Below are 24,142 nucleotides of genomic sequence, written 5' to 3'. Positions count from 1 at the left end.
TATGAAATCACGATTGATATGTTCCCGCCTACCGATTGAGCCAAAAACACAATGGATATGTTTCCGAGAACGAACACACTCAAATGACAATTTATAGGATAGCTTATTGAAATATTTAATTTTAATTGACATTCGATAATTGGTATAGTTATTAATCTAAAGTAGCAAAAGTAATTACCATATAAGTATGAATAGTAATTTAAAATCATTTAAATGTGTTATAATGAAAAGAAAAGGGGTTGAAAAGTGAAAGATGATAGCGGAGGAACGGCTACTAACTGGAACAAGAGCTCAGCGATGGAACCGATCCATTGCTGGGCTTACTTTTTTTTGAGGCTTGCATCAGCATTAACTTAACGTAATGGTGCTTGTTAATTTGTAATGAGGTGAGTGCTTTGTCGGAAGGATTACCGGATAAAAACTTATTTATGATGTGTTCAGTATTGAATACTGCTGCGGTTCGAAGTCTCCCGCCAGGGTTTCACATTCGCAAGTGTCGTGAAGACGAGCTCGGCATATGGATGGACTTTCCGTTTGATGATCCAGTTGAGGCTAAAAAGTACAGGGGATTCATGACATCCTACTTTCAAAATGTATATGCGGATAAGAAAGAAGTGTTTTTTGATAAATGTCTGTTTGTATGTGATTCGGAAAATCGCCCAATTGGAACATGCTTTGCTTGGAAAGCTTACGAGAAAATCACTACGATTCACTGGTTCAAGGTGTTAAAACAATACGAAGGCTTAGGGATCGGTAGAGCATTGCTTTCTTATGTCATGCAAGGTTTGTCAGCCTCTGATTATCCGGTGTTTCTGCATACGCAGCCAGACAGTTTCCGTGCTATAAAACTGTATGCCGACTTTGGTTTTTCATTGTTGAGCGATCCGGTGATCGGCACGAGAACGAATGATTTGGAGGAGTGTCTTCCAATCTTGCAAGCAGTTATGCCAAGTGAAGCATTTCAAGCGCTGAAAGTAACCAGGGCTCCGAAGTTCTTTTTGGAGGCTGTGAGTACTTTGTCTATAGAGCAATTTTAGTATTGGTGAAATATCAGAAGGGGAAATGTGACAGTAAAGGTGGGTGTAGATATGGGACAAGAGGATAAGACTCAAAAACAACCAATGGAATTCTATAATATGTCTGACTTTCTTAAAGAACAATCTTCAAAACTGATAACAAGATTGTCTGATGAAGATAAAGCTGCTTTTGTGTTAAAAAACGGAAAGCCCATAGCTATTTTAATATCTAATGAGAGGTATGAAAGATTATTGAAAGCAGGTATCGATATAACGGAATATTGACAAAAAATATAACAACAAGAGAGGTTAAATGCATGGCTGTGAAAAATCAGAATTATATTCCCTATTATGGGAAGCATGTAACAAACTTAGAGGTGGAGTAGAACCTGCTCGTTACAAGGATTAGGGATTGGTAGAGCTTTACTTTCCATTGTTATGAGAAGTATTAAAGAGAATGACTATCCGGTATTTCTTCATACACAACTATCCAGTTTTCGAGCGATAAAATTGTATTCTGATTTTGGATTTGCTTTATTTAATAGACCCAATAATCGGATATAGAAAAATGATTTGGAGGAATGTTTAACCATTCTAAAAGAACATATGCCTCAAAAAGATATTGAAAAGCTGCAATTTGCAGAAGCACCAGAGGATTTTTTGAAAGCAGTAAAATGAAATCAGCTCAAAGGATCTGGCAGCTGAATGGACAATACCTCAATTACCCTATGAGCATGCCATTTTACTTGACAAAGCAAGAAAGGCTTATCTAGGAGAGTATATTGATAAGTGGAATGGAGTCTGAGGTGGCTGAACTCGTTCATTATATGAAGAAGTCTATAGAATCTTCTCTTAATCTCGAAGACTATGTCGAATAATAAAAAGCTAGTTGATGAGAAATACCAAGATTTCATAAAATAATAAAAAACCGATGGATATGTTCCCGCATACCGATAGTGCAAAAAGTGCCGTTGACTTGTTTCCGACTACCGACAATGTAAAAGACATCAAACCGCCCCGCTCGTTGCATGTGGAATTAGTGACTTTATTGGAATTAGAAAAATAAGATGAACCTCTAGTCATTCCAAAACCCCACTGATTGATTGCTCAGTGGGGTTACTTTTATTTTTGGGAAATAGGTTTTGCCACCCTGTTCTACATCATTAAAGTACATTAGTTTGCTAATTCATTTAATAAACCAAATGTATAAGTGTTTCCCGTATACTTTTCATTCCACCTCTACGCTCTTTATGGAATTCTTCTTCAGATATTGACTGACACCAATTTAACCAATCTTCCCGCACCTGCCAATTATATTGAAATAAAGATAACATTGTGCACCTCATTTTCTTATAATAATGTTAATATTTAGAAAATTATAACTTATCGGAGGCTTATGTGAAACATAGAATTATATTTTTTGACATAGATGGAACCATTACAAGTTATAAAGACGGGACCATTTCACAAAATACAAAACAAGTAATTAAAAAACTATTAGAAAACGGATTTCACATTGTTGCAGCTACTGGTAGACCCTTATCGATGTGTGATGAAATTATTGAATTAGGGGTCGACACATTTATTACGGCCAATGGAGCTTACGTAACACATCAAGGGAACTGCATTCATAAAATTGTGTTACCAAATGAGACAGTTCTTAGAGTTAACCAATTTGCATCCGAACATCAACATGCACTTACTTACTATTCGAAAGGTTTACATATGAATGAGATGAAAAATTCTAAAGTATTTCAGGCGCTTCACGAAACATTAGGGCTGCAGGAATTCCCACCAATTAATTTGGAAGCACACTTGCACGAGACCTATTTACTTTGTTTATTTGCAGATGATGTGGAAATTGAAAAGTATAAAGCGCATTTTCCTTCAATTCACTTTAAACGTTGGCACCCATATATTGTGAACGTGCTCGAAGAAGAGGTTTCAAAATCAGTAGCAATAAAAAAAGTGTTAGATTATTTTGGATTTACAAAGGAAGAAGCGATTGCTTTTGGTGATGGGGACAATGATATAGACATGTTAGAACTTGTTGACATAGGCATTGCGATGGGAAATGCAAATGAAAAATTAAGGTCAATTGCTAATTTTGTTACGAAAGATTCCAGTGAAGATGGAATTATGTAGCTTGTACAATCTTTTTGGAGGGTTTGTTTGAAAAAACAGAAAGGTCATTCTTTTTTATAAGAAATGATTTATAATTAGTATTGGAAATAATTATAAAATAAGTAATTGAAATGGAGTGTTTTTTTGCGTCAATCTAACAAGCTCAAACGTGTCTTTTAGGGGACGGATGCCGATGTCAGTGATGAAAGTGCACACTTACTAGTGGAAGGTGGATCAGTCTGTCTTACAGTGGTTGATACAAATCCATAATTTTTTAGCCCCGTTATTATTTTCAGTTTTATTTTACTGTGTACCTTGATTAGTCTTGCTTTTTATATCAAGCTTTATCAGTAGTAATCAATATTCAAAGCCCCACGGTTAAGCTGATAAACAGTCTTTTTTGTAGGGGCTTTGTGTTAATTAAGCCGTACTAATCTTCACGAGCAATAAGTGCCTGTAAAAAATGTTCCACCTCGGTTTTCACCGCATTGTTCGCATACTGCAATATTAAATTTTCTCCAGCTGTTGCAATCAATACTTCACTAAAATACTCATCTATTTTCCGCCAACGGATAACGCGGATTCGTTTGTTTGCTAATGTTTGCTTTTGTGAGTAGTACATCGGATAAAGCTGCTTTAATAATTGCTCGGTAAAGCTTCTATAAATAACCTGTAATTTTAGATTGTCGAATTGATTAAAATCCCGTTGAAGCGAACGGATTGCCAACTCGAGTATAAGGAATTGATGCAGAAGGGCGCGGTCCTGTAAACTAATCATCTAATTCAGCTGCTTGAATCGCTGTAAAATCAATCGGGTAAATCGCTTTGTCTGATTCGAGTAGCAACTGCTTTTTTGGTATATTAATTCCTTGGATATATCCAGTTCTTTTACAAATTCGATTCGTGTTAAATAGAGTGAGGGTTATCATTTTTCTCAGTTGGTAGGCTTGTTGAATCGTTTCCTGTAATGCATCTAATTCCCATTCACTCAGCTCTTTTTTCTGGTCAGCTGCTAATGCTTCATCCCATTTACGAAGCCGTTCAACATGCTCAGGTAGCATCATGGACGTCCATTTTATCGTGCCTCGATCTTTATTCATCCCATAATCCTCCTTAAGCTAAATGTCCACCGACTAATCGTTTACGCTGAATCGCTGTGCCCGCGCTCGTATAAGAAACCGCACGTAAAAGGGAAGTGGCTCCAAATTTATTGCGTATGGCATCCATCGTAAGGGCAAGCTGCTGTCGTTTATCCTTTGTGGAATCAAATAAATTCAGCTGGATGCTACGCTCACTTTCAATATTAGATAAACGAATCGACAATTGTCTTGCGGGTTCTCCGAGAAAATGTTGCGCCAATAACTCCTTACACACCGCATAAATCGTTAGCGTATCATTCGTAGGCAATTCTACCGTTTTAGAACGATAAAATCCCTTTGACATCGCCTTATGACTATATGACAAACCAAGTGAAATGGTGCGTCCTGCATGATTTGCCATCCGCGCACGCTTTGCAATATCTTCACACATCTCCAAAATAACCACTAAAATTTCAGCGCTTGTTCGATAATCACGCATAAGCATTTGGCCTTTGCCATAGCTGATTTGACCTTTTACTAAAGGCTCTCCAAAAGTCGAATAATCAATACCCCATGCATGATAATATAGCTGATTGCCCATGACGCCAAAGCGGGCTTCTAAATCCTCTAAATTAGCATGTGCCAGTCCGCCAACCGTAAAGATTCCCATTGCATTTAAATTTTTCTCCATTTGCTTACCAATACCCCACATTTCAGAAAGCGGGTGAATGGACCATAGTTTCGTTGGAATATCGTCGTATGTCCATTTCGCAAAGCCACTGCTTTTGGCAGCGAGATCCAGTGCCAGTTTAGCAATTAACATATTTGGTCCCATGCCGATTGAAGAGGGAATATGGAACTGCTCGAAAATGGCTTGCTGAATAGCTTTTGCTGTTACTTCGGGCGCTCCCCATAGCTTCTCTGTGCCAGTTAAATCAACAAAGCATTCATCGACACTATATACATGGATAGCTTCGCGCGGGACATACTGCATAATTAGCTTTGTAATGGCAACGGACATATCTAAAAAGAAATCCATTTTCGGTTCAAATAAACGAATATCAGGATGTTTGGGAATTTCAAATAAGCGATTACCGGTTTTAATTTTGAATCGCTCCTTCATTGGCGGAGAAGCAGCAAGCACAACACTTCCTGGCTGGTTGAAATTTGCAATGACCGCAATCGGTATTTGCATCACATCAAGTCCCTCTATAAGAGCAATACAGCTGGCATAAAAGCATTTCATATCAATACAAATGATTGAACGATTTGGTAAGGCTGTTTGCATCATATCATCTCCAAACTATATACAGAACACTTGTTCTTATTTTAAATCTTGTGCGAACGATTTGCAACTAAAAAGTGGGGGATTATTGGTGGTAAAAACTGAATGGGTTGGTTTTCATTTGGTAAATTAATTGAATGCAAATAAATTGAGGATTTTTAGCAAGTAGGTGTGATATAAATGCTACAATATAATATATATGACTGGATTTAATACGGTAATTCCTTGATGAAATAGAAACCCCCACTGAAAGCTGTCTTGTCGACTTTTCAGTGGGGGTTTCTATTGTATGACAAATATTCTAGAAATATAAATATTAAAATTTAATGCAACTAAACAGACTTTAAAAGGCTCTAACGGTGTGTAAGGAAAAGAGAGGTGCTACCAATGGAGAATGACATTTTAGTGAAAAAAGCGCAGAAAGGAGATGGCGAAGCATTTATACAGCTTATTCAACAATATGAACTTATTTTGTATCGCACAGCAAAGAGACTAGGTTTAAAAGATGAGGACATTGCAGATTTATTGCAAGAAACCGTTATGCTCGCCTTTGAAAAAATCACAACGTTAAAAAAGGGACAGTATTTTAATACGTGGATATGTCGGATTTTATTAAACAATTGCTACCGTTTTATGAAGAGAAACAAGCCTCTAGCTGAATTGGATGAAACGGTGCTTAATCACTTATCACATCATGAATTTTTATCATTGGAGCTAGATGATGCACTTAATAGTCTAGATGATAACCATCGAATTGCATTGACCCTTTATTATGTAAATGGCTTTACAACGAAAGAAATTAGTGAATTTCTACATGAACCTGAGGGGACGATTAAATCGCGAATTTCTAGAGCTAAAAACAATTAAAAAATACATATTATTTGGAAGGAGCTAATTTAGTATGAAGCAAAATATAGACGACTTAGTACGTAAAGATATGAATAAGGAGCAACAATTACCAACTTCGATTCGTTCGGCTTTTGATCAATCATACGAACAAATTCGTCATCAATCGAAGAAAAAGGGAAAAAAATCATGGCTAAAACCTGTATCGGTAGCAGCTGCCGCAATTGCTTTAAGTTCAACTATTTTACTAACCAACGATACAGCATTAGCAAAGTTACAAGCTTTTTTAGGTATAAACGACCCGGGTTTAGAAACAGCTGTTGAAAATGGGGATTTACAATATATAGGACAAACAAAGGAATCTGAAAATATTACGATTACATTGGATAAATTCTTTGCAGATGCCTACCGCCTAGGTTCACAGTTAACGATTGAATCCGAGCATATTTCACAGAACAATTTAAACTACTTGAGCTTTGAATTCCGTCTTTTTGATGCTGCTGGTAAAGAAATTGATGCCCATGTATCCGATACAAAGGAAATTGCTGGACCCGGGATTTACAGTGGATTAGATTTTCAATTAGCGAATATTCAAAATGGTAACGCGACACTTGAAATCCTTGCCGCGACAACTACAACGAATGCCCCATCTTTGGAAAGTGCTCAAATGGTTGTCGAAACGGTACACTTTTTAAATAAGGACGGGGACATTACATCCGTAGACGGTAAATGGGCATTTGATTTAACTTCAGGCAATGTTGTGACACAAGAGTATACAGCGCAAAACAAAGTTCCTGACTTAACATTAGAGCGGGCAGTTGTAACAAATAGCTCCATGCAAGTAAGCTATAAAATCGATGGCTTAAAGGATGCCAACAGCCACCCTATTTTTAAGACGGCAATCATAAATGAAAATGGGGAATCATTCCATGCAAAGTCAGCAAACGTGACACGATTAGAAAACGAGCACCAAACCGTCATTAGCCTTGTTTTCCCGTACAGCGTTTGGAATGAGCAGCAGTCACTTTCATTAATGGTGGAAGGCTATGAAGAATTAAAATTAGTAAAGAAAAAGTAAATTGTTCCGAGTGTTTAAAAAGAAGCTACAAAATGAAGATAGTGACGAATGAGTAAATTTATTTTCAATTCTATGCTCCCTCAAATTTTAAGGAATAGTTTTTAAAGAAGGTCAATGATTCAGCCTAATTACCGATAGCATATTCAACGATTATTCTATACAGTTAATAGGTCGTAAAAACTATCAGGTATATCCTGCAAATATATGAAATGATAGGGGAAAACAATGAATTATCAAGTTTTATTATATTACCATTATACAAAGATTGAAGATCCAGCCGCTTTTTCAACAATACACTTAGCCATGTGTAAAGAAATCGGTTTAAAGGGTCGAATTTTAGTAGCAAATGAGGGCATTAACGGTACGGTTTCAGGTACGATTGAACAAACAGAACAATACATGGCAAACATGCAAGCAGACCCATTATTTGATGGCATTGTCTTCAAAATTGATGCGGCAGATGGTCATGCATTCAAAAAAATGCACGTGCGCCCACGTCCTGAGTTAGTGAACTTAGGATTAGAAGAAGACGTAAATCCGCATGAATTAACAGGTCGCTACTTATCACCGGAACAATTCCTTGCTGAAATGCAGGATGAAAATACAGTTGTATTAGATGTGCGTAACACATATGAATACGATGTTGGCCATTTCCGTGGCGCGATTCGACCAAATGTAAAAAACTTCCGTGATACACCGGAATGGGTACGTGAAAACCGCGAGCTATTCGAAGGAAAAAATGTGTTAACCTATTGTACAGGTGGGATTCGTTGTGAGAAGTTTTCAGGATGGATGAAACGCGAAGGCTTTGGCGATGTCGGTCAATTACATGGCGGTGTTGCAACGTACGGAAAAGACCCTGTTGCAAAAGGCCAATTATGGGACGGTCAAATGTACGTATTTGATGAGCGTTTAACGGTACCAATCAATCAAGTAGAGCACGTCATTGTCGGTCGTGATCACTATGACGGTGAACCTTGTGAACGTTACATTAACTGTGCAAACCCCGAATGTAACAAGCAAATCATCGCCTCTGAAGAAAATGAAGCGAAGCATTTAGGCGGCTGTACAATCGAATGTACAAAGCATGCACGCAATCGTTACATTGTGCGTCATAATTTAACAGAAGAGCAAGTAGCTCAAGCATTAGAGGCTTTGGAAGTAAAAGCTTAAGATAACTTTTAAACCTACCGAAATACGTAAACCACTCGCTATTAGTTTGTTAGCTAATAGCGAGTGGTTTTTCTTTTGTATATAGATTAATAGATTGTAGACTGCTTCGGTGGATATTTTTAGTCGCCATGAAGTAAAAACAACAGTAATAATTCAGCTGCTTGCGCGGCAGTTAGTTTGGTCAGTGAAAATCCTCGCTATACACGGCAAAAATGTTACAAAGCCGAATTAAATGTTCAACGTCTTTTACACCCTCAGGTGATAAACCCTCCTTTGAAAAGGTAATAGTACCAAATGTCACAATGCTTGAAGAATCAAGCGGCACGATAAATTCATCCTTTAAAAAAAGTTAGACGGTAAGCCCAATACGTCAGCGACCTGCATCGAAAACGTGGCAATATTTTGGTTTTGCTCATTTAAAAGGCGATAGATGGAACTAGGAGACTTATCTAACATATCCGCAATATAGTCTTTGGAGATGCCTTCTTGTTGAATATATTGTTGGAGACGTTCAGCAATGATTGCATTTGTTAACATGTCAGTCACCCTTTCAGTTTATTGGAATTCTTATAGAGGAATTCTTATTTAACCGTAAAATAAATCAAATAAAACAAAAAACAATAAATAAAATAAAAAAATCATTTTTTCTTAAAAAATAATAATAAATTCAGGTGATTTTTATAAGACTTTCGTAACTACATAGATTCTCACTAATCGAAAACAAACTGGCCACGTACCAACGCAGGAAAGGCTGGGAGGATTTCGCGCTTTTGTTTGCGGAAAGATCCCGAGACATTTTAATTTACTTTCATCATACGCATGTCACGTTCTGCCAGACTGTTATCGAAAGGGACATGGATATCTTGAAGGAATAGAAGGTCAGCACAATTCGGTTTACCGTACAATCAATTAAAAAGTCAAAGCATATCATAAAAAAAGGTTTATTTCATTGCATGGGTGGGAGCAATCGTACAGGTGCTATTGTATCACCTACGTTACTTGAATTAATGAGCATACTTGAAGAAAAATATCAGTAGGAGCTTGCTTTCGTTTTTGTTTCATAATAATATAAGTATATTGTTATATAATGATGGAGGGGTAGATATGGAGCTTGATTTAATGGAAAAACAGTTGAAAGCTGTTGCCGACGCTAATCGTTTACGTATTTTAGCCTGTCTAAAAAAAGGTGAAGTATGTGTATGTGACTTTACAGACGTCCTTAAAATTTCACAGCCGGCTGTAAGTCAGCATTTACGAAAATTAAAAGAAGCAGGCATCATTACAGAGCGTAAAGTGGGGACGTGGAAGCATTATCGTATTCAAGAAAATCAAACTTCGCTAATGCAAAATGTACTTGCTTCTATTAATGAAGAGTGGACATGTGGTTGTAAAGTTAATTGTGAGTGTATGGAGGGCTAAAAATTGAATATGTTTGTCATTGCGGCACTCATTTTTATCGCAACACTAATCTTTGTCATTTGGCAGCCAAAGGGACTTAATATTGGCTGGTCTGCAATGGCCGGGGCTGTCATTGCACTACTTGTTGGTGTTGTTGATTTTAATGATGTCGGTACAGTAATTGATATTACGTGGAACGCGACTTTATCTTTTATTGCGATTATTTTAATTTCACTTGTATTAGATGAAATTGGTTTGTTTGAATGGGCTGCATTACATATGGCACGTGCTGCAAAAGGCAATGGTGTCAAAATGTTTGTCTATGTCAGTTTACTTGGAGCGGTCGTTGCGGCATTATTTGCAAATGACGGGGCCGCCCTCATTTTAACGCCAATCGTGTTAGCGATGGTGCGTAATCTTCAGTTTAGTGAAAAAATGATTTTCCCATTTATTATGGCGAGTGGCTTTATTGCGGATACAACAAGTTTACCATTTGTCGTGAGTAACTTAGTTAACATCGTATCAGCGGACTTCTTTGACATTGGATTTGTCGAATATGCTTCTCGTATGATTATTCCAAACCTGTTCTCATTTGTGGCGACGATTGTCGTGCTATTGATTTACTTCAATAAGTCGATTCCACGTGAGTACAATGAAGCGATGTTAAAAGAGCCACGCCTTGCGATTAAGGATATGAAAATGTTTAAGCTGTCTTGGCTCGTTCTAGCGGTATTAGTTGTTGGCTATTTCTCAAGTGAATTTATCGGAGTGCCCGTATCACTTGTTGCAGGCATTATTGCCATTTTCTTCTTAGTGATGGCTAAACAGAGTGCAGTCGTTGATACAAAAGCCGTTGTGAAGGGGGCACCTTGGAATATCGTCTTCTTCTCAATCGGGATGTACATTGTCGTATACGGACTTGGGAATGCAGGGTTAACACCCATATTAGCGAGTGTGATTGAATGGACAGCAGAGCAAGGTTTATTCGTAGCAACAGTTGGGATGGGCTTTATCGCAGCATTTTTATCATCTGTTATGAATAATATGCCGACCGTGATGGTCAATGCATTAGCCATTGCTGAAACAACAACGGATGGCACGTTACGTGAAGCATTAATTTACGCAAACGTCATTGGTTCAGACTTAGGACCAAAAATTACACCAATCGGATCACTGGCAACATTGGTTTGGTTATATGTGCTTTCAGGGAAAGGTGTAAAAATTTCTTGGGGAACTTACTTCAAGACAGGTATTATGCTTACGATACCGATTTTACTGTTTACGTTAATCGGACTTTACATGACATTACTCATTTTTTAATGTAGGGAGTTTATTGAAATGACCAAAAAAATACTTTATTTCTTATGTACAGGAAACTCATGCCGTTCACAAATGGCAGATGGATGGGCACAAAAAATATTACCGGAAGATTGGGAAGTATACTCAGCAGGTATTGAAACACATGGTGTTAATCCGAATGCCATCAAAGCAATGAATGAGGTAGGGATTGATATTTCTCACCACACGTCTGATTTAATTAACCAAGATATTTTAAATAAAGCGACATTAGTCGTGACACTTTGTGGGGATGCGGCAGATAAATGTCCAATGACACCTCCGAGCGTACGTCGTGAACACTGGGGCTTTGAAGATCCAGCGAAAGCTACAGGTACAGACGAGGAAAAATGGGCTGTTTTCCAACAAGTGCGTGATGCCATTGGAGCACGTATTGAGCAATTCGTAAATGAAGAACTAAAAAAATAAGTATTTGGGGGAGATTGACATGAAAAAAATCGAAATTTTTGAGCAAGCAATGTGTTGTCCGACAGGTTTATGTGGGCCAGCAATCGATCCAGAGTTACTGCGCATGTCTTTTATCATGAGTAACTTAAAAAATACGCCTGTCTTAGCAGAACGATTCAATTTAACGAATAATCCAGATATGTTTGTTAGCAATGAAGCTGTGAATGCTTTATTAATGGCAGAGGGCATGGAGAGTCTACCTGCAACATTTGTGGACGGCGAACTTGTATTAAAGGGACAATATCCAACAACAGCTTTATTTGCTGAGTGGTCAGGGTTAAATGAAGAAGAGCTTGAGAAAAAGCCGAAAATACGCCTTTCTGTTGGAGTTGATAAATAATGGAACGTTTCACACGGGAGCACTTTCCAACAACACCGTTTCTTTTCTTTACAGGTAAAGGTGGTGTAGGTAAGACATCGGTAGCAAGTAGTCTTTCCATTGCATTAGCAGCGGAGGGGAAAAAAGTGTTACTAATTAGTACGGACCCTGCTTCGAATTTACAAGATATTTTTGGGCAAACACTGAAAAATGAACCAACAAAAATAAACGGTACAGATAATCTCTATGCACTAAATCTTGACCCTGAGCAAGCAGCAGCAAGCTATAAGGAGCAAATGGTTGGTCCTTATCGTGGTAAATTGCCAGAAGTCGTGCTTCAAAATATGGAAGAGCAATTATCGGGGGCTTGCACCGTTGAAATTGCAGCTTTTAATGAATTTGCGATGCTTTTAACAAATGAAACCTATACAAAACAGTTTGATACGATTGTATTTGACACAGCACCAACTGGCCATACGTTGCGTTTACTACAATTACCATCTGCATGGTCAACATTTTTAGAAGAAAATACGACTGGTACGTCTTGTTTAGGTCCGTTAAAGGGGCTTGAGCCACAGCGTGAAGTGTATAAGCAAGCTGTTGAACAGTTAACAAATCCAGCACAAACAACACTGATGCTTGTGACGAGACCTGAAGCGAATCCATTAAAGGAAGCAGCACGTGCATCAGAGGAGCTACATGACATTGGTTTACAAAACCAGCAGTTAATCATTAACGGTTTTTTACAATCGGAAAGTAATGATCCAATTGAACAGGCCTTTTTGGAACGTCAAATAATCGCTTTAGAAAAGATGCCAGAAACGCTAACGGCATTTGACCATTACTATTTACCATTCGTGCCATATTCTTTATCAAGCATTGAACGAATGGAAGCGTGGATGATGGATACGAAGCTTCCGAAAAATGGTGATAATCCAATGTTATTCGATACGCCAGAACTTGAAGAAATGATTGCAGATTACGTAGCGCGTAAGCCAAAAATTATTTTTTCAATGGGGAAAGGCGGAGTAGGGAAAACAACTGTTGCATCGTATATTGCGCTTCGATTAGCAGAAGAAGGCATACGAGTTCATTTAACGACAACAGACCCTGCAGCCCATTTAAATTGGACTTTTGGGCAAGAAGAACAAGAAGGCGTAACGGTTAGTCGTATTGACCCGAAAGTAGAAATTGCGAATTACGAAGCTGAAGTGCTAGCAAAAGCTAGTGAGACGATGAATGATGACGGTTTAGCCTTTGTAAAGGAAGATTTAGCTTCACCATGTACGGAGGAAATTGCCGTCTTTCGAGCATTTGCCAATCTAGTTGAAACGCATAAAGATGAAGTCATTATTATTGATACAGCGCCAACAGGGCACACGTTGTTACTGCTTGATGCAACAGAAAGCTATCATAAGGAAATTTCCCGTTCAGAAGGGGAAGTACCTGTCGCAGTTTCAAATTTATTACCACGTTTACGTGATCCAAACTATACGAGTGTAGCCATTGTCACGTTACCAGAAGCCACACCTGTGTACGAAGCAACCCGTCTACAACAGGATTTAGAACGAGCAGGATTACATGTGGATTGGTGGGTAGTCAATCAATCATTTGCGAATGTGCCATTAACAAGCCCTATTCTTAAGCAAAAACAGCAAGCAGAAGTGAAATGGTTAGAAGAAGTAAAAAAGGTGAGTCACGGCCGTTTTGTAACGATTCCATGGGTGAAAGAAGCGCCAGTCGGAAAAGACGGATTACATGCATTAAAAGGAGAGACGATCAAGTGAAAATAAGTCCAGAAGGTAAACAATTTGTAGAGCAAGTATTAGCACAAGCAGAAGGAGCGACATTACGCTTTTATGGTGTAGCTGGTTGTTGTGGTATGAATTTAAGTGCAGAAATTGCACAAATAAAAGAAGAAGATACAGTAGAGACAGTTGAAGGAATTGAAATCGTCGTAGATCCACAAATTGCACAGCAACTAACAGATGTAACGATACACGCAGAAGAAGAAAATGGTCAGCTTGGCTTAGTTTTGCTTGGCTACGAGCAATCAAGCTGCTAAAATGCGATTACATCATTCGAGTACATTAACTGCTGAATATTTCTTAAGTTATGCACAACTTGTGATGAACAGCCGAGATTTATCGGTAGAAGAAACACAAAAATTTATGGAAGATTTTTTCTTCAAAGGCGAGCCACTTGTTTATGGCGAGTCAACCCGCCAACAATTTTTACAAGCAATGGAACAGATAAAAAGCCAGTCTAAATAAAACGGAAATCCATCTCATCAACGTGAAGAGATGGATTTTTTTAACTATTACTGATTCAGTTTGTCGTTACTATTTAGGATTAGTACGAAAAAGCAGTACACTCGTAAAATTAACGAATGTACTTCTTTATTTTATTCGTATTTAACAACAAGTTGACTGTGTGTTAGATGAACTTAGATCTAAGCTACATACACCTGTTTCAGGTAAATCGAGCTCTACTTTACGAGCAGCTTCAATATCACCTGTTAAGTAAGCAACAACTGAACGGACTTGCTCATAACCAGTTGCCATTAGGAAGGTAGATGCACGTCCGTAACTTTTCATACCAACAATGTAGAAGCCAGTTTCAGGATGACATAATTCGAGTTCACCATGTGGGCGCACCGTACCACAGCTATGCTCGTTTGGATCAATCAGTGGTGCTAATGTTTCGACGCTTTCAACAGCAGCATCAATCGATAATCGGATTTCTTTTAAGAATGAGAAATCGGGACGACTACCTGTATTGGCAATGAGTTCATCGACAGCAGGAAGTTGTTGTTCGCCGTTTGGACCTTCGCCCTTAATTATGATGCCGCCAGATGTTTGTAAAAGTTCCTCGATAAAAAATGGGGTAAAGACCTTTACTTTCCCTTCATCTACTAATGCATGAATGCGACTGCCTAATTCACCACGAGCAGCAAGGGCATCTTTTTCTTCACCACCGTATGCATCTTCAACCCGCTTTTTACGTAAAATCCAAGTAATTTCAACGTCTACAAGTTTTTCTAAGTCTAAAATGGTATTAATCGCAGAATGCCCACCACCAATAACAGCGACACGCTTGCCATTATAGCGTTCTTTTAATGATTCTACATTCGGAATACCATAAAAGATATTGTCAGCAAGCTTTTGTTCAGTAGCTGTCCATACATTATCAGCATGAACAGGATTCGGACTTGCCCACGTACCAGTCGCATCGATGACAGCACTAGCAAGTATTCGTTTTGTTTCACCATTTTGTTCCGTATAAATAACAAACGGTGCTTTGTTGCGATGAGCAGACTTCATTTTATCGTGATTTTTTTTACTTATGCCAACAACAGTTGTTTTAAATGAAATGAATGGCTTGATTTTAGGCAAATTCGCTAGTGGTTGTAAGTAAGCTTCGCGAATTTCTTGCCCTGTAGGTAGTACATCTTCTTGTGGCATTTCCCATCCAACTGCTAGTAAAAGTTGTTTTGCGGCTTTATCGACATTATACTGCCAAGGAGAAAATAGACGAACGTGCTGCCAAGACTTGATGTTTTCAGCGATGTCAGCGCCTTTTTCTAAGACGATGAACGATTCACCAGCAATCGCTAAGTGTGCAGCTGCAGCTAGACCAACAGGACCAGCACCTAGAATCGCTACAGGATAGTCACTATTTAATTGAAAAGGCGTTTCTTTATTCGTTTCTACTGTTGGCTCGCAGCAAGAAGTGGCAGGTTTCGGACTCGGTGCACAACAGCTTGATGTTTGTGATTTTACATTTAATTTAATTTGCATTTAAAAATCCTCCATTAGGTAAGCTTAGTTGTAATTTACAAGTAATAATGAAAATAAAAAGCAAGATTGCTCCTGCTTAATAGATCGGGGTACAGCATACAGTTGATTTTGACATCGCATCGTTTAACAATTGGATAGAGCGAAGTACTGTTTCTTTTTCGAAATCATTCAGATGAGAGAAAACTTCCTCTAAGTAAGCATTCATTGACTCCTCAATCGTTGTTGCAACAAATATCCCTTGTGACGTTAAGGTTAAAATGGAAACCCGCTTGTCTTGTGTAGACGGTGTTTTTTTTACTAAGTCCATTTTAATGAGCGTTTGGATTTGTCTACTGAAAGTTGTAATATCCATTGCAAGTGATTCGGCAATTTGTTGCATAGAAGGCGAATGTTGTTTATCGATTTCATATAGTATATGGCTTTGGATTGTAGAAATTTCAAAAGAGCCAACAGAGCAGCAATTTTTGTTTAATAGGCCAAATCTTCGTGTGAGTATGTGAAAAATCTCGCGTTTGTTTTCCATTTGATCACCTCTAATTATAAGTAAAACAGAGATACTTGCATAATACAATTATTTTGTTTACACTTTAAATAATTTATTTGGGAATTAAACGATTAAAATTCAAAGCTGAACTTACTTCAGGTTATCACTTACAGAAGAAGGGACTGAATTTTTTAATTCTGGAGGCAAGTAATCAGATAGGTGGGTCTTGGCCACGTTATTATGATAGTCTTAATTTGATTTCTCTAGCAGGCTATCTATTGAATCAAGCTAGTTAATGATTTTCTGTGTGATGAATGGACTTTCAATATAGGGACACGGTCATAATATATATTATAGGAAGTTGTATCTCGTTTCATAAGTATACTTATAATAGTGAGACGAAACGTGAAATTTCATTCATTCCGCAAAATTCATAACCAAAAATCCTACGTGAAAATTGGCGTAGGATTTCGATTAACATCATTATTTCTTCATTTTCACATGTAAGCCTCGATTCACTTCAAGTATTACGCTTTGTTCCTTTACAACGAATTGATCAGCAAATTGCTTTTGTAATGCTGGCAAGTCGTTTGCTACGAGCTGTATGGGCATTATTAGTTTCGCTGCTTGTTTAAATTGCACCGGCTTTCGATTAGTGGTCATTTGCAACTGGATTCCTTTATCAAGCGCTAATGATACCGTTAATTGCTTGACAGGCTCATTGATGAATAATGCGACACCATCCGCGCTTTTTAGTGCAATCAATGTCTCTGAAGCCTCATCAAAAGTTGCTAGCCAGCTATCACCAAGTGACATCATCATAACTTCCGTATAATGCGTTTCATCTGGTTCATTCACCGTATTTAATTCCGCTTCAATCGTCTGTGCAGTTGGATTAAGTTTGATCTGTTCTTTTTGACCATTTTCATAAGTAACAACTACTTCATGAAAATCCTTTACAATAGACTTCACTTGATCCGTGCCAAGCTTCGTCATTTCAGCCGTTTCCACATCATACGCATACAAAGTCGCACCGTCCGAATAATTGCTCACATACACTAACCCATTCGCAAATGTACAATGCTGCACACGCGTGTCAGCCAGTTTCCTCGCCTTTAACGTTTTTAGGGACATCGCCGTTAGACAAGCCGTTTTCGGATGCGGATATATCAGTTTATCCCCAGCAATACATGCATCATACAAATGATGGAAAATATGAAAACGATCACTTGTACATGGCGGATACAAATCTAAATCCCATTGATGATTAGTGGCCATTTGATCATCCGTTAATAAAAAATAACGATAGCGAATTTCATGTTGCTCATACGCATGGCCAATATCATCCCACGTCACATCGACATGATACCATTGTCCATCAAGCTTCACCAAATTCCAAGCATGACCGGCATCCCCTTCCCCATCTGCCTTCCCTATTACATAAATACAAGGAATTTCAAGCCGATCCATCATTTTTTCAAATAGCAGCGCATATGCCATACAAACACCGCGCTTTTCAGCCATAAATGTAGACACTGAAAATGGCGAACCTTTCGTATGCAGCTCATAGCTATAAGTACGCACGATATAATCATGCACAGCAACAATCTTTTCAAGTGTCGACATTCCTGGTGTTGTAATCCGCGCAAGTACGGCATCCATTTCTGCAAGCATGTCCTTTTCCTGCGTACGATTCATACGATAACTCAGCGTAAAATCCACCTTCACGCGATTTTTAGACAAGCTGCGATAGCGATAGCTCCGATTGGCACAATGCTGCGTATAAAATGCGTGATATAAATGACTTTGCGCAAACGCATCATCCAAAATTTCATGCAAAGGCTTAGGTAAATGACCATTAATCGTTAACGAAAACTGCTTATCCAAACGCTCCATATGCATCGTTAATACCGCTAACAGCTCTTCATATGTAATCGTTGAAGATTTAATCGAACCATCTTTTGCTTTAAAATCTTCATAACTTATAAAATAACTTTTCATAACAGGCTTCCTCAAATCATTTTCATCATAATCAATTCTAGTTTAACAAACATCTCTACGATAAAGAAAATTTAATGTAGTACAGATAATGCATTCATTCCGTTTTAACCTCAAAAAAGCTCCCTCTTACAAATCTGAGGAAGCTTTCTCCATAATCTCAACAAATTTATTATAAATACTTAAATCTTCTGTTCTATAAACTGAATCACTAAAATCTGTAATTATTAAAACTTCATTTGAACCATTCTTTTTTTGAAACATCAAAAAGACCTCTACATCATAACTCATGGTATACCCATTATTATCTAAGTTAAGCGTATACAGTCCATGAATATCCTCATTTTTTAATATTTTGTTCGTTTTCCTTACTTTTATAGTAGCTAGTAGATTAATCATTTCTTGTGCTTCTGATTTAGATAATTCTACACGCTCATCTACATCCTTTTCTCTAAAAGACATAGACCCTGAAACAATACTTTCTGCTAAAAATGGCTTATCTTCTGCAAAAGAAGTTGAGTTTTCAATGACATCCATCAGTGTCGTTTCTTCAAATATAAATGGATCTGCCCATGAAAAATACACGATAAAAATGAACGTAATAATGACTACAATTCTTATAATCCATGTTCTTTTATTAATACTAATTCCCCCGTTCAGTTAAGGAACTTGCTTTCTCAATTCTTCAATTAGGTTATAAATTTCTTCGTCTTGCACCAGGTATAGCTCTGCTAACTTCATATCATCATGCACAGTGGACACATCTAAGTAAACTTTTTGAGTGCTTTTATCTCTACTAATATAAAAAAAGAGGGTCTTTGCAAACTTCGAATTCAGTTCAATAAAATATGAACTACGTAAATCTAAATCCTCTATATTTGCTGTTTTCATACCTCTTACAGTTGTATGTTCTAATTGCGTTAAGATATCCAATATATCGTTTTTCGAAAGTTCAATTTTTTTATCTTCTGTATGTTGTTCTGAATAAAAGTCAATCTCTCCTGTAGTGTACAAGTCTTTTGAATAATCCGAAACAGCGATTTCAAATATTTTATTTCCAGTTGTTTCAGTATATTTAACGTAATCTACATACGTCGTATAACCTTTAAACATAATAACTATTACGATTCCAGTTAAAATCCAACGCCACTTTTCTTTTTTACGGTTTTTCTCCCAATTATCCCAATCGTCTACCTTCCTCAAACCAATCACTCCTTACATAAAGTATATATTTTTGTAAATAGAAGGTAAATCGATAATTTCCAATAATGGAAGACCTGTAAACTAAAAAACCCCTTAATACATATTAAGAGGTTTCCAAATCCGATTCGATTAGTCATCAACTACATAAACGAAATAACCCATCCGCCAATCGCTCCTGCTAATACGATAACCCATGGTGGCAGCTTCCAAAATACAAGTAAGCTAAATAAAATCGCCGCCATCGCAAAATCAATAGGCTGTAAAATCGCGCTCGTCCAAATGGGATTATAAAATGCCGCAATTAAAATGCCAACAACCGCCGCATTCACGCCCATAAACGCACCGTTCATTTTTGAATTGCTTCTGAGCTGATGCCAAAATGGTAATGTTCCTAAAATTAATAGAAAGGCAGGTAAAAAAATCGCAAACGTTGCGAATAGTCCACCTTGCCACCCGTCGATTACAGTCCCAATATAAGCGGCAAAGGTAAACAACGGTCCTGGCACAGCTTGTGTCGCACCATAGCCAGCGATAAAGGCCGTTTCATCCATTAACCCAGAAGAGACAAATTCATTTTCTAATAAGGGTAACACGACATGTCCGCCACCAAATACTAAAGAACCCGCGCGATAAAAGGAATCCATCATCACAATCCAATGATGCGCGGTTAGGCTGCTTAATAGAGGTAAAATGAGAAGTAAACCGAAAAATAAGCCCAAGCTAATGAAGCCAATCGTTTTCGAAATAAAAGGCTTCCTCACTGGTTCGTTTATTGTTACCTGTTCTTTATAAATAACAGCACCAAGAACACCTGCAATAACAATAATCACCACTTGCGTAAAGATCGTTTCCACTAATAATGCCGCGACTAATGCTACTAACGCAATCGTTTTTCGTTGAATATCAGGTGTTAAATTTTTGGCCATCCCTAAAATCGCATGTGCAACAATGACCACCGCCACGATTTTTAAGCCGTGCAACCAGCTCATATCCCCGACATTGGCGCCTTGTAAAAGCAGCGCAAAAAGGATTAATGCGAGAACAGATGGCCAAGTGAAGCCGATAAAGGAAACAATGCCCCCTACAATCCCCGCGCGCATCACACCAATTCCAATTCCCACCTGACTACTTGCAGGTCCAGGCAAGAACTGACATAAAGCAACTAAATCGGCATAGCTTTTTTCATCAATCCATTGTCGTTTTCGAACATATTCTTCATGGAAATAGCCTAAATGTGCGGTTGGACCACCAAACGATGTTAATCCAAGACGCGTTGAAACAAGTAGCAATTCTAGTAATCGTTTCAATTTACTTTGTTGTAAGTTTGTATGCATCTATTATGTAACCTTTCTTATTCATTCCTCACAATGTAGCATTTGGACAAGCTGCAATACAATTTAATCACAGAAAATTTACAAACTTGTAAAATTGATTACATATACTCCTCCTCATCCATTTCGTTTTCAATGACATAAATTTCTACAAGCTTGCCCTCCATCTGAATGACCTTTTCTAGCTGCATGCCATTTTTTAAAGCAATACGCTTTGAGCCTTCATTGCCTAACTGAATGGCGGAAACATAGCGTTCTAAATACAAGCTTTCATCAGCATAAATTTTTAAGGCATGCGCGGCTTCATAGCCATAGCCTTGTTGCCAAAATGCCGGCTTGATCCAATAGCCTAACTCCATCTCAAAGGCGTCATCAATAATTTGTGCAACTAAGCCCGCATGACCGATCACTTCATTTGATTCTTTATTAACTAACTTATGTAATCCGTAATCATCGAAGTTTTGATACTGCTCCAGCATGCGTTCAATTAGATTTTCAGCATATTGAGCCCCCTTCGTTTGACCATTACCAATATAGTCCATGACAGCGGGATTCGTCACTAATTCTAAAACGAAAGCTGTATCCTCTTTCGTATAACGCTCAAAACGTAATCTTTTTGTTGTTAAATCCAACATGAAACGACCTCTTTTCTGGTATTTTTCTGCTATTAGTTTGAAAATATACGGGTTATTACAATCCGAATATCAAATTAATATCATTAAAAACTAAATACGACATAATTTCTTACTCCCCTTTCCCTTCATTTTAACATCTTCATGTTAAGAAATTTTCAAATTTTTTTATCATCAAAAAATTATCATTTTCTGTTTGTTATAGTACAAAGGAGACTTCATTCTCGAATATACAAAAAATCATTATATTAGAGTGACGAAATATTAAATCTTGCTTTATGTATCTTATTTTCTATTTAAATATCTTATTTTGTATTACGTTAAATTGGAATAATAATACATGCACTCTTTTTTTAAAATTCACAGCATTATTTTCTTAAAAAAACCTAATAATTCTACTTCAAACGCAAAGTGACAATTTAGAGTTTTCAGAAAAAATGTTATTGCATTATAAAGAAATCCCCCTTACAATCAAATTTATCAACGGAACCAAACAGTAATATTCCGTTTAAAACAGAATAATGATTCTTGAGGGGGAATTAACAATGAGTAGTTTAGGAGAAAAACACTCAAAAAACCAACATACAATCGACTACGACAAGATTGATCGTATGGATTCATTCAATACATTTGTAAAGAAGAAAAACACGCTTTTATTCACAATTACGGCTTGTTTTTTAACATTTTACATCCTTTTACCAATCTTAGCGTTCACGTCTGTATTACAACAGAAATGGATCGGGGACATTACAGGCGTATGGGTTTACTCAGCAGCATTATTTATTATGACTGTTGTGTTAGCAATGGTTTATTCAAAAATTGCGCCTAAATTAGACGCACAAGCAGCAGCAGTTTTAGCTGAGTATGAAAAGGATGGTGGCAAATAATGAACTTAGTATCAGCAGGTTTCTTCTTAGGGATTGTCGGTTTAACGCTAATCGTTACGTACATCGCAGCAAAACGTACATCTAGTGCAAGCGATTTCTATACAGCGGGTGGCGGTCTTAAAGGTTGGCAAAATGGATTTGCCATCGCGGGAGACTACTTATCAGCAGCTGCGTTTTTAGGGGTATCCGGTGCGATTGCGCTAACAGGGTTTGATGGTTTCTTCTTCTCAGTAGGTTATGTAGTAGCTAATTTAGTACTTCTTTACGTAATTGCTGAGCCAATGCGAAATTTAGGTCGTTACACATTAGCAGATATGTTAACAGCTCGTTTCAATGAAAAACGCGTGCGCGGAGTTGCTGCAACAAGCACGATTGTTATCGTTATTCTTTATATGATCGCTCAATTAGTAGGAGCAGGTGCGTTAATCAAATTACTTTTCGGTATCGAATACTGGATTGCAGTATTAATCGTAGGGGTTATGATGACAACGTACGTATTATTCGGTGGTATGACAGCAACATCTTGGGTTCAAATTATTAAAGCAGGTCTTTTATTATTCGGTACAACGATGATGGCCTTTTTAGTGTTCCAGAAATTCGATTTTAACTTAGCAAATATGTTTACAACAATCGCGACAGACCATGGGGAAGAATATTTAATTCCTGGTCAAAAATATACATCTTCTATTGATTCGGTTTCGATGATGATGGCATTAGTACTTGGTACATCAGGTTTACCACATATTTTAATGCGTTTCTTCACAGTAAAGGATGCAAAAACAGCGCGTGCTTCTATTAACTGGACAACTTGGATTACAGCAATTTTCTTCTCATTAACAATTTTCTTAGGCTTCGGTGCGATGCATTTTGTAGGCTTTGACAAAATTATTGCTGAAAATGCTGCTGGTAACACAGCTGCGCCATTATTAGCAGAGTTCTTAGGCGGCGATGTAATGCTTTCGTTCATCTGTGCAGTAGCATTCGCGACAATTTTAGCAGTAGTATCTGGCTTAGTATTAACAGGAGCATCCGCGATTTCGCATGATATTTACGGTGAAATTTTAAAGGATGGTAAATTAACAGAGAAGCAGCAAGTATTAGCTGCGCGTACGGGTTCGATCTCAATTGCGGTGATTTCAATCATTTTAGCTTTATTCGCTCAAAGCTTAAACGTATCCTTCTTAGTATCTTTTGCCTTCTGTATAGGGGCATCTGCCAACTTACCAGTAATCATTTACACAATTTACTGGAAAAAGTTCAACTCAAACGGTGCAATTGCAGCTATGGTAACTGGATTAGTATCATGTTTAGTATTGGGTGCAATGGGTCCAAACATTTGGTCAACTACAGGAAAAGCTATTTTCATTGGTGAGCCATTAGTAAACTTAGCTGTACCAGCAATTATTACGATTCCACTTGGTTTCTTCGCTGGATGGATTGTATCGATTATGACAGCTAGTAAAATCGATCAACAAGCGGCAGAAGCAACATACAAGGAAATTCGCGTAAAAGCACATACTGGCGTTTCGGTACAAGACGTTTCACATTAATCTACTAGAGAAAAGGTAGGCAGTCATTCCCTACTTTTTCTCTTTTTTATTGCCTTAAATTAACAATAAAAAGGAAAAAAACATTTTTTTATTAAAACAATTCATTTTAAGAAATGTTCGATAGTGACAAATTTTA

Annotated in this window: 27 protein-coding genes and 2 pseudogenes; 17 read left to right on the top strand and 12 right to left on the bottom strand. The window is 37.6% G+C overall.

Annotated features, from left to right (window positions below; translation table 11 throughout):
* The first annotated feature begins 395 nt into the window (after positions 1 to 395).
* From MKX47_RS09230 to MKX47_RS09220, 4 genes and pseudogenes are all read left to right on the top strand, one after another.
* Positions 396 to 1,037, top strand: coding sequence for a GNAT family N-acetyltransferase (locus tag MKX47_RS09230; RefSeq protein ID WP_340773286.1), 642 nt, complete (start codon positions 396 to 398; stop codon positions 1,035 to 1,037).
* Positions 1,038 to 1,088: 51 nt separating this feature from the next.
* Positions 1,089 to 1,301, top strand: a complete 213-nt coding sequence (locus MKX47_RS09225) for a hypothetical protein (RefSeq protein ID WP_340773284.1) — start codon at positions 1,089 to 1,091, stop codon at positions 1,299 to 1,301.
* Between the two features lie 123 nt (positions 1,302 to 1,424).
* Positions 1,425 to 1,580: pseudogene (locus MKX47_RS21435) on the top strand (GNAT family N-acetyltransferase); the annotation flags it as partial.
* 112 nt (positions 1,581 to 1,692) lie between these two features.
* Positions 1,693 to 1,894 (top strand): annotated as a pseudogene (locus MKX47_RS09220) (aminoglycoside adenylyltransferase domain-containing protein); the annotation flags it as partial.
* A gap of 312 nt (positions 1,895 to 2,206) precedes the next feature.
* On the opposite strand, the gene MKX47_RS09215 reads toward MKX47_RS09220, so the two are convergent.
* On the bottom strand, positions 2,207 to 2,350 hold the full coding sequence (locus MKX47_RS09215; protein ID WP_340773282.1) for a DinB family protein: 144 nt from the start codon (positions 2,348 to 2,350) through the stop codon (positions 2,207 to 2,209).
* A 64-nt stretch (positions 2,351 to 2,414) separates the two neighbouring features.
* On the opposite strand from MKX47_RS09215, the gene MKX47_RS09210 reads away from it, so the two are divergent.
* Positions 2,415 to 3,161 carry a Cof-type HAD-IIB family hydrolase gene (locus MKX47_RS09210; RefSeq protein ID WP_340773279.1) on the top strand — a complete coding sequence of 249 codons (747 nt, stop codon included), beginning with the start codon at positions 2,415 to 2,417 and terminating at the stop codon, positions 3,159 to 3,161.
* Positions 3,162 to 3,570: 409 nt separating this feature from the next.
* Here the strand turns inward: MKX47_RS09210 and MKX47_RS09205 are convergent, their stop codons facing one another.
* From MKX47_RS09205 to MKX47_RS09195, 3 genes are read right to left on the bottom strand one after another with little or no spacing between them, the layout of a single operon-like run.
* Complete coding sequence (locus tag MKX47_RS09205; protein ID WP_340773277.1) at positions 3,571 to 3,918, bottom strand: aconitate hydratase; 348 nt, start codon at positions 3,916 to 3,918, stop codon at positions 3,571 to 3,573.
* On the bottom strand, positions 3,911 to 4,240 hold the full coding sequence (locus tag MKX47_RS09200; protein ID WP_340773275.1) for a YolD-like family protein: 330 nt from the start codon (positions 4,238 to 4,240) through the stop codon (positions 3,911 to 3,913). Before MKX47_RS09200 ends, MKX47_RS09205 begins: the two co-directional genes overlap by 8 nt.
* 13 nt (positions 4,241 to 4,253) lie before the next feature.
* Positions 4,254 to 5,507: a Y-family DNA polymerase gene (locus MKX47_RS09195; protein ID WP_340773272.1), complete on the bottom strand. Its 1,254-nt coding sequence runs from the start codon at positions 5,505 to 5,507 to the stop codon at positions 4,254 to 4,256.
* Between the two features lie 384 nt (positions 5,508 to 5,891).
* Here MKX47_RS09195 and MKX47_RS09190 point away from each other — a divergent pair, with 384 nt between their 5' ends.
* The 3 genes from MKX47_RS09190 (at position 5,892) to trhO (ending at position 8,601) form a co-directional block, all read left to right on the top strand.
* The gene (locus MKX47_RS09190) at positions 5,892 to 6,371 is read left to right on the top strand and encodes an RNA polymerase sigma factor (RefSeq protein WP_340773268.1); all 480 of its coding nucleotides are present in this window, start codon (positions 5,892 to 5,894) and stop codon (positions 6,369 to 6,371) included.
* Positions 6,372 to 6,405: 34 nt separating this feature from the next.
* Positions 6,406 to 7,428, top strand: coding sequence for a DUF4179 domain-containing protein (locus MKX47_RS09185; protein ID WP_340773265.1), 1,023 nt, complete (start codon positions 6,406 to 6,408; stop codon positions 7,426 to 7,428).
* A gap of 225 nt (positions 7,429 to 7,653) precedes the next feature.
* Positions 7,654 to 8,601, top strand: coding sequence for an oxygen-dependent tRNA uridine(34) hydroxylase TrhO (trhO, locus tag MKX47_RS09180; protein ID WP_340773263.1), 948 nt, complete (start codon positions 7,654 to 7,656; stop codon positions 8,599 to 8,601).
* Between the two features lie 339 nt (positions 8,602 to 8,940).
* On the opposite strand, the gene MKX47_RS09175 is transcribed toward trhO, so the two are convergent.
* Positions 8,941 to 9,138, bottom strand: a complete 198-nt coding sequence (locus tag MKX47_RS09175; protein ID WP_340773262.1) for a hypothetical protein — start codon at positions 9,136 to 9,138, stop codon at positions 8,941 to 8,943.
* A 567-nt stretch (positions 9,139 to 9,705) separates the two neighbouring features.
* On the opposite strand from MKX47_RS09175, the gene MKX47_RS09165 reads away from it, so the two are divergent.
* The 7 genes from MKX47_RS09165 to MKX47_RS09135 are packed head-to-tail and all read left to right on the top strand — an operon-like array spanning position 9,706 to position 14,394.
* On the top strand, positions 9,706 to 10,020 hold the full coding sequence (locus MKX47_RS09165) for an ArsR/SmtB family transcription factor (protein WP_340773259.1): 315 nt from the start codon (positions 9,706 to 9,708) through the stop codon (positions 10,018 to 10,020).
* A 9-nt stretch (positions 10,021 to 10,029) separates the two neighbouring features.
* Complete coding sequence (locus MKX47_RS09160) at positions 10,030 to 11,319, top strand: arsenic transporter (RefSeq protein WP_445683609.1); 1,290 nt, start codon at positions 10,030 to 10,032, stop codon at positions 11,317 to 11,319.
* Positions 11,320 to 11,337: 18 nt separating this feature from the next.
* Positions 11,338 to 11,763: an arsenate reductase (thioredoxin) gene (gene arsC / locus MKX47_RS09155; RefSeq protein ID WP_340773255.1), complete on the top strand. Its 426-nt coding sequence runs from the start codon at positions 11,338 to 11,340 to the stop codon at positions 11,761 to 11,763.
* Between the two features lie 19 nt (positions 11,764 to 11,782).
* Positions 11,783 to 12,142: an arsenite efflux transporter metallochaperone ArsD gene (arsD, locus tag MKX47_RS09150; RefSeq protein WP_340773254.1), complete on the top strand. Its 360-nt coding sequence runs from the start codon at positions 11,783 to 11,785 to the stop codon at positions 12,140 to 12,142.
* Positions 12,142 to 13,908 carry an arsenical pump-driving ATPase gene (gene arsA, locus MKX47_RS09145; protein WP_340773253.1) on the top strand — a complete coding sequence of 589 codons (1,767 nt, stop codon included), beginning with the start codon at positions 12,142 to 12,144 and terminating at the stop codon, positions 13,906 to 13,908. Before arsD ends, arsA begins: the two co-directional genes overlap by 1 nt.
* Positions 13,905 to 14,186 (top strand): Fe-S cluster assembly protein HesB, encoded by a 282-nt coding sequence (locus tag MKX47_RS09140; protein ID WP_340773252.1) that lies wholly within the window; start codon positions 13,905 to 13,907, stop codon positions 14,184 to 14,186. The genes arsA and MKX47_RS09140 overlap by 4 nt, the downstream gene beginning before the upstream one ends.
* Position 14,187: 1 nt before the next feature.
* The gene (locus MKX47_RS09135; protein ID WP_340773250.1) at positions 14,188 to 14,394 is read left to right on the top strand and encodes a hypothetical protein; all 207 of its coding nucleotides are present in this window, start codon (positions 14,188 to 14,190) and stop codon (positions 14,392 to 14,394) included.
* Positions 14,395 to 14,535: 141 nt separating this feature from the next.
* On the opposite strand, the gene MKX47_RS09130 is transcribed toward MKX47_RS09135, so the two are convergent.
* From MKX47_RS09130 to MKX47_RS09100, 7 genes are all read right to left on the bottom strand, one after another.
* Positions 14,536 to 15,921, bottom strand: a complete 1,386-nt coding sequence (locus MKX47_RS09130; protein WP_340773248.1) for an NAD(P)-binding domain-containing protein — start codon at positions 15,919 to 15,921, stop codon at positions 14,536 to 14,538.
* A gap of 76 nt (positions 15,922 to 15,997) precedes the next feature.
* Positions 15,998 to 16,444, bottom strand: a complete 447-nt coding sequence (locus MKX47_RS09125; RefSeq protein WP_340773246.1) for a MarR family winged helix-turn-helix transcriptional regulator — start codon at positions 16,442 to 16,444, stop codon at positions 15,998 to 16,000.
* A gap of 444 nt (positions 16,445 to 16,888) precedes the next feature.
* Positions 16,889 to 18,406: a transglutaminase domain-containing protein gene (locus MKX47_RS09120; protein ID WP_340773244.1), complete on the bottom strand. Its 1,518-nt coding sequence runs from the start codon at positions 18,404 to 18,406 to the stop codon at positions 16,889 to 16,891.
* A gap of 126 nt (positions 18,407 to 18,532) precedes the next feature.
* Positions 18,533 to 18,940, bottom strand: coding sequence for a hypothetical protein (locus tag MKX47_RS09115; protein WP_340773242.1), 408 nt, complete (start codon positions 18,938 to 18,940; stop codon positions 18,533 to 18,535).
* Positions 18,941 to 19,063: 123 nt separating this feature from the next.
* Entirely contained in the window at positions 19,064 to 19,606 is a 543-nt protein-coding gene (locus tag MKX47_RS09110) for a hypothetical protein (RefSeq protein WP_340773241.1), read from the bottom strand.
* Positions 19,607 to 19,746: 140 nt separating this feature from the next.
* The gene (gene chrA, locus MKX47_RS09105; protein WP_340773238.1) at positions 19,747 to 20,940 is read right to left on the bottom strand and encodes a chromate efflux transporter; all 1,194 of its coding nucleotides are present in this window, start codon (positions 20,938 to 20,940) and stop codon (positions 19,747 to 19,749) included.
* A 98-nt stretch (positions 20,941 to 21,038) separates the two neighbouring features.
* On the bottom strand, positions 21,039 to 21,572 hold the full coding sequence (locus MKX47_RS09100) for a GNAT family N-acetyltransferase (RefSeq protein ID WP_340773236.1): 534 nt from the start codon (positions 21,570 to 21,572) through the stop codon (positions 21,039 to 21,041).
* Between the two features lie 542 nt (positions 21,573 to 22,114).
* On the opposite strand from MKX47_RS09100, the gene MKX47_RS09095 reads away from it, so the two are divergent.
* Positions 22,115 to 22,456 (top strand): DUF485 domain-containing protein, encoded by a 342-nt coding sequence (locus MKX47_RS09095; RefSeq protein ID WP_340773235.1) that lies wholly within the window; start codon positions 22,115 to 22,117, stop codon positions 22,454 to 22,456.
* Positions 22,456 to 24,006, top strand: a complete 1,551-nt coding sequence (locus MKX47_RS09090; RefSeq protein ID WP_340773234.1) for a solute symporter family protein — start codon at positions 22,456 to 22,458, stop codon at positions 24,004 to 24,006. Before MKX47_RS09095 ends, MKX47_RS09090 begins: the two co-directional genes overlap by 1 nt.
* Positions 24,007 to 24,142 lie beyond the last annotated feature (136 nt).

This window comes from Solibacillus sp. FSL R7-0668 (assembly GCF_038006205.1).
In the GTDB taxonomy this organism is placed as follows: Bacteria; Bacillota; Bacilli; order Bacillales_A; family Planococcaceae; genus Solibacillus.
The sequence above is the reverse complement of the archived record's forward strand: the minus strand, read 5'-3'. Positions and strand labels throughout refer to the sequence as shown.

What these genes read in the sequence shown, in the direction of transcription:
- MKX47_RS09225 (WP_340773284.1), top strand. Translation starts at nt 1,089, where the DNA reads ATGGGACAAGAGGATAAGACTCAAAAACAACCAATGGAATTCTATAAT.
- MKX47_RS09215 (WP_340773282.1), bottom strand. Translation starts at nt 2,350, where the DNA reads ATGTTATCTTTATTTCAATATAATTGGCAGGTGCGGGAAGATTGGTTA.
- MKX47_RS09205 (WP_340773277.1), bottom strand. Translation starts at nt 3,918, where the DNA reads ATGATTAGTTTACAGGACCGCGCCCTTCTGCATCAATTCCTTATACTC.
- MKX47_RS09200 (WP_340773275.1), bottom strand. Translation starts at nt 4,240, where the DNA reads ATGAATAAAGATCGAGGCACGATAAAATGGACGTCCATGATGCTACCT.
- MKX47_RS09195 (WP_340773272.1), bottom strand. Translation starts at nt 5,507, where the DNA reads ATGCAAACAGCCTTACCAAATCGTTCAATCATTTGTATTGATATGAAA.
- MKX47_RS09190 (WP_340773268.1), top strand. Translation starts at nt 5,892, where the DNA reads ATGGAGAATGACATTTTAGTGAAAAAAGCGCAGAAAGGAGATGGCGAA.
- MKX47_RS09185 (WP_340773265.1), top strand. Translation starts at nt 6,406, where the DNA reads ATGAAGCAAAATATAGACGACTTAGTACGTAAAGATATGAATAAGGAG.
- trhO (WP_340773263.1), top strand. Translation starts at nt 7,654, where the DNA reads ATGAATTATCAAGTTTTATTATATTACCATTATACAAAGATTGAAGAT.
- MKX47_RS09175 (WP_340773262.1), bottom strand. Translation starts at nt 9,138, where the DNA reads ATGTTAACAAATGCAATCATTGCTGAACGTCTCCAACAATATATTCAA.
- MKX47_RS09165 (WP_340773259.1), top strand. Translation starts at nt 9,706, where the DNA reads ATGGAGCTTGATTTAATGGAAAAACAGTTGAAAGCTGTTGCCGACGCT.
- MKX47_RS09160 (WP_445683609.1), top strand. Translation starts at nt 10,030, where the DNA reads ATGTTTGTCATTGCGGCACTCATTTTTATCGCAACACTAATCTTTGTC.
- arsC (WP_340773255.1), top strand. Translation starts at nt 11,338, where the DNA reads ATGACCAAAAAAATACTTTATTTCTTATGTACAGGAAACTCATGCCGT.
- arsD (WP_340773254.1), top strand. Translation starts at nt 11,783, where the DNA reads ATGAAAAAAATCGAAATTTTTGAGCAAGCAATGTGTTGTCCGACAGGT.
- arsA (WP_340773253.1), top strand. Translation starts at nt 12,142, where the DNA reads ATGGAACGTTTCACACGGGAGCACTTTCCAACAACACCGTTTCTTTTC.
- MKX47_RS09135 (WP_340773250.1), top strand. Translation starts at nt 14,188, where the DNA reads ATGCGATTACATCATTCGAGTACATTAACTGCTGAATATTTCTTAAGT.
- MKX47_RS09130 (WP_340773248.1), bottom strand. Translation starts at nt 15,921, where the DNA reads ATGCAAATTAAATTAAATGTAAAATCACAAACATCAAGCTGTTGTGCA.
- MKX47_RS09125 (WP_340773246.1), bottom strand. Translation starts at nt 16,444, where the DNA reads ATGGAAAACAAACGCGAGATTTTTCACATACTCACACGAAGATTTGGC.
- MKX47_RS09120 (WP_340773244.1), bottom strand. Translation starts at nt 18,406, where the DNA reads ATGAAAAGTTATTTTATAAGTTATGAAGATTTTAAAGCAAAAGATGGT.
- MKX47_RS09115 (WP_340773242.1), bottom strand. Translation starts at nt 18,940, where the DNA reads ATGGATGTCATTGAAAACTCAACTTCTTTTGCAGAAGATAAGCCATTT.
- chrA (WP_340773238.1), bottom strand. Translation starts at nt 20,940, where the DNA reads ATGCATACAAACTTACAACAAAGTAAATTGAAACGATTACTAGAATTG.
- MKX47_RS09100 (WP_340773236.1), bottom strand. Translation starts at nt 21,572, where the DNA reads ATGTTGGATTTAACAACAAAAAGATTACGTTTTGAGCGTTATACGAAA.
- MKX47_RS09095 (WP_340773235.1), top strand. Translation starts at nt 22,115, where the DNA reads ATGAGTAGTTTAGGAGAAAAACACTCAAAAAACCAACATACAATCGAC.
- MKX47_RS09090 (WP_340773234.1), top strand. Translation starts at nt 22,456, where the DNA reads ATGAACTTAGTATCAGCAGGTTTCTTCTTAGGGATTGTCGGTTTAACG.